This is a genomic window from Paenibacillus sp. Marseille-Q4541, assembly GCF_018310695.1.
Taxonomy (GTDB): Bacteria; Bacillota; Bacilli; order Paenibacillales; family Paenibacillaceae; genus Paenibacillus.
This window is the reverse complement of sequence record NZ_JAGXCY010000074.1, coordinates 1-3,378: the sequence shown is the minus strand read 5'-3', so window position 1 is coordinate 3,378 and position 3,378 is coordinate 1. Positions and strand designations below refer to the sequence as shown.

The window sequence follows — 3,378 nt, the reverse complement described above, 5'->3', positions numbered from 1 at the left end:
GTACATAGATATATTGCTGATACATTCATCCTTAAAACTACTAATCTACTTAGGTGGGATACAATGGAGCGTAAGTTAGTAAAAGGCGGTATCTATAGTTTTTTAATAGGCTTGTTAATTGGTGTTGTGATATTTCCTGATCAAAACACGATTAGATTTGGGTCAGGGATAAACGAAATTACTTTATGGGTAGATAAGTAGAACCGTAAAGATAAGACCGGATTTTATAAACAATATACTAACACATTGGATCTAAAGGGATGCATTACAATCAAAAGGAGGAAGAAACTTGTCAGAACAAGAGGAAGTCCTATCCGGAGGAAATATAAATAATGTAGTAAAAGTAGGGAAGACAGTTCGACGTAATGCCATTCCCAATCCTTTTGTATATGAATTACTTAGACACCTTGAAGGAGTTGGTTACCCTTACTCACCAAGGTATATGGGAATAGATGAAAAGGGGAGAGAAATCCTTTCATACCTTGAAGGTGTAGTTCCAGGAAACGATTACCCTGAAATTGAATCATATATGTGGTCGGATGAAGTGTTAGTTGAACTAGCCAAACTCTTAAGAAGCTATCACGATGCGACTGCAGGATTTCTCACAACTACAAAGTCAATAAATGAGTTTCCTGAGACCTCATTACACGAAGTTATCTGCCATAACGATGCAGCATTGTATAACGTAGTATTTAAAGACCAACATCCAATAGGCATTATTGATTTTGATATGGCAGGGCCAGGGCCCCGTATATGGGATATTGTTTACACTTTGTATACATCGGTACCACTCACATCATTCTCACCTAATGAAGAGGATCGATGCATTGTTCAATATCAGACAGAGAGTCATGCAAATACACGAAGAAAACGTATAGATCTGTTTTTCAATTCTTACGGTATAAATGCGCCAATCGATCTTAAACAATGGGTTATTTCACGTATTCATTTTATGTGTACTACACTGTCTAATCGTGCTGCATCTGGCGAGACGGCATTTATTAAACTAGTTGAAGAAGGGCATTTAGATCATTATGTGAAAGAGATTGAATTTCTTGAACAGCATTTTACTGACTGGTGGTAACTAAAAACAAAAGAAAAGATTAGGAATGTTTCTCTTGAGGTCATTGACTTCTCGTAACAATGTATCTACGCTGTGGCTCGGTCAACCATCCGTTATCCTTTGGTTTACCTTAGAGTTTTCAGAGAGTGATTTCAGATGAATAGCTCTATTAGGAGGGAAGTTACATGGGAGTTGGAAAGATTCTGGGGATCGCATACAACATTATTCCTGTCGCTAATATTGACAAGTCTGCGGAGTGGTTTGTTAAACACTTTGGTTTTAATATCAGAAATCAAAGAGAAGGTTATTTGAGTTTATTTAGGGATAATCGGCCCATTCTTGATTTAATACAAAGCGACAATGAGACAAGAGCAGTATTTGAAATCAATAAGAAGAAAAGATGGATCATTACCTTCTTTACTAATGATATTACTACTCTACATACCTATTTAAAATTAGAGAATGTAAAGGTTGGGGAAATTGCTGACGAAGGTAAGTACGGGAAATTTTTCGTATTAGAAGATCTTGATGGTAACTTATTTGATGTTTGGGAACATCATGATTGTGAACTGAACTATTGATCATTTGGAGGAAATAGGATGGGTGTTTTTCTTGCCATCCGGCAATTTAATACCGAGAGGAGATGTCTTATATGAATGAACAAAGTCAAAAAAATAAAAAAGCGTGGGAATATCGAGCCTATGAATTTTGGCATAAAAGAGACGGTTCACCTATGGATAAAGCAAATCAAATCTTAAAAGACCCAATAGCATGTCTTAAAAAACACAAACCTTTTTTTGAACATGTCGAAGGGAAAAAAGTTGCTAATCTTTGTGGTTCAAATGGAAGAAAAGCAGTTCCACTCGCTTTGTTAGGAGCAGAGGTGACCGTATTCGATATCTCTGAAGAAAATAAAAAGTATGCAATGGAATTAGCAGAATGTGCTCACACCACAATAGATTATAACGTTACAGACATTTATGATATGGATCTGAACAAATATAAAGGATTTTTTGATGTTTTGTATTTAGAAGGAGGGATATTACATTATTTTGGCGATATCGATAAGTTGATGTCTATCCTTTATGGTCTACTGAAAAATGGGGGAGTCATGATTCTAAGTGACTTTCATCCCTTACGAAAATGTATTCTAAGCGATGGAGAAACGGGTTATTTTGATACGGAAATAAAAAACGGAGACGTGGCGTACAAAAGTTTCTTTGATGAACAGGAACAGATAGATTTTCCAGATGTCTCGGTTAGATCTTATACATTGAGTGAAATTATTAATTCAGTCCTTTCCAACGGCTTTCAATTAAAGAAGTTTGATGAACATCGTGGATGGAAGAACGAGAATATTCCTTGGGAATTTACCATACTTGCAGAAAAATAAACATGATGTAATTTACGTGACAACCTTTCATTCGCAAGGATATTGAAAATAAACATGATCAGAAATCTGCGTGAATAAAAGGAGGTCAACGTGAAGAAAGGGACTATTTTTTGGATTTCTATTCTATTTATTCTGACCGCTTTATCCATTGTTTTAGTAATCAAAATTTATCCGAAGGAAGTTAAAATAAACGAACAAGGTATAAAATATAAATTAGGAGATGAGCAAGGAGGGTCAGAGCAACTAGTAGATGTAAATATAGAGGGACATTTATATCAAACGATTACGGGTAAAAGAAGATTTGAAGGAACAATAGATATAGAGGGGGAAGAAATATCTGTTCCAGTCGATCAAAGAAAACTAAATATACCATTTTCAGATGAGGGTTGGGGTGCTATTGACTATCCGTACTTTTTATATAGAAAAAAGGATAATGCAATAACCGACACGGCTATTTATCAATATGGATCACTCGTGATAAATAGAGATTTTAGTAAGGTATCTATTATGGTTGCAGAACAACCAAAACAACCAAATGGTGATATGCGGGTATCTTGGAGATCTGAAGATGGCCAAATGATAACCGTGCCAGCAAGTAGCAGATCAGAAGCTATTCGTCTCTCGAACGAGATTATGAAAGAGTTTTTAAAAGGATTACAATTGAAGTAACAAAGGAGTGATTCGACTCTTTGAAGAAATATACTGAAGTTGGAATCGGGAATAAATGGTTTATTAGAACTGAATTTGAACATGATGATGGATCGGAAAGTGAGATTAAAGGATTTACGAAACCATTCAAACTGAAATCAATCTACTTTAGAGCTTGGCTTGGGAGGAAAGTCTTAATTATTGATTCAAAAGAGGGTATTAAGTTAGTAAAGAAGGACAGAAAAGAATTCAAATTAATAATTGGTTTCTGTGG

General features: G+C 35.3%; 5 protein-coding genes and 1 pseudogene. All 6 read left to right on the top strand.

Features of this window, described 5'->3' with window-relative positions:
- Positions 1-201, top strand: a pseudogene (locus KFT32_RS27060) (hypothetical protein); the annotation flags it as partial.
- Between the two features lie 88 nt (positions 202-289).
- Positions 290-1,084, top strand: a complete 795-nt coding sequence (locus tag KFT32_RS27055; protein WP_211750452.1) for an aminoglycoside phosphotransferase family protein — start codon at positions 290-292, stop codon at positions 1,082-1,084.
- Positions 1,085-1,248: 164 nt separating this feature from the next.
- Entirely contained in the window at positions 1,249-1,644 is a 396-nt protein-coding gene (locus KFT32_RS27050; protein WP_211750451.1) for a VOC family protein, read from the top strand.
- Positions 1,645-1,715: 71 nt separating this feature from the next.
- Positions 1,716-2,456, top strand: a complete 741-nt coding sequence (locus tag KFT32_RS27045; protein ID WP_211750450.1) for a class I SAM-dependent methyltransferase — start codon at positions 1,716-1,718, stop codon at positions 2,454-2,456.
- A gap of 90 nt (positions 2,457-2,546) precedes the next feature.
- The gene (locus KFT32_RS27040) at positions 2,547-3,125 is read left to right on the top strand and encodes an LSm family protein (protein ID WP_211750449.1); all 579 of its coding nucleotides are present in this window, start codon (positions 2,547-2,549) and stop codon (positions 3,123-3,125) included.
- Positions 3,126-3,145: 20 nt separating this feature from the next.
- The coding region (locus tag KFT32_RS27035) for a DUF3977 family protein (RefSeq protein WP_211750448.1) at positions 3,146-3,378 on the top strand (233 nt) is incomplete at its 3' end.

Excerpts from the sequence above, each read along its gene's own strand:
- KFT32_RS27050 (WP_211750451.1), top strand. The coding sequence starts at position 1,249 with ATGGGAGTTGGAAAGATTCTGGGGATCGCATACAACATTATTCCTGTC.
- KFT32_RS27045 (WP_211750450.1), top strand. The coding sequence starts at position 1,716 with ATGAATGAACAAAGTCAAAAAAATAAAAAAGCGTGGGAATATCGAGCC.